The 239-nt window shown below is 36.0% G+C and carries 1 protein-coding gene; it reads right to left on the bottom strand.

Annotated features, from left to right (window positions below):
• A partial coding sequence (locus SB756_RS34835) for a YaeQ family protein (protein WP_410913851.1) occupies positions 1-239 on the bottom strand: 239 nt, incomplete at both ends.

Here is a 239-nt window from a genome sequence, read left to right as displayed (position 1 = left end):
CATTAATTGCTGTGGTTTTATCTCAATATTTGTATTATCAGTGTTAACCCATACCTCACCATCTTGAATGGTGACTGTAAGCTGTATGTTGCGATCAACTAGGTCTGCAAGTGCCTGTGTTGCTGCATAGTCTAAACTAAAAATACTTAAATTTTTAAATTCGTACAATTTGGGTTGGTGTTTTTGCCACCATATAGCTTGGTTGTTCTCACCGTAGGTATAAAGCACAACTTTTTTAG

The organism is Pseudomonas sp. SIMBA_068, from assembly GCF_046534705.1.
GTDB lineage: Bacteria > Pseudomonadota > Gammaproteobacteria > Pseudomonadales > Pseudomonadaceae > Aquipseudomonas > Aquipseudomonas putida.
Note: the sequence above shows the minus strand (reverse complement) of the source record. Positions and strands in the feature narration are given on the sequence as shown.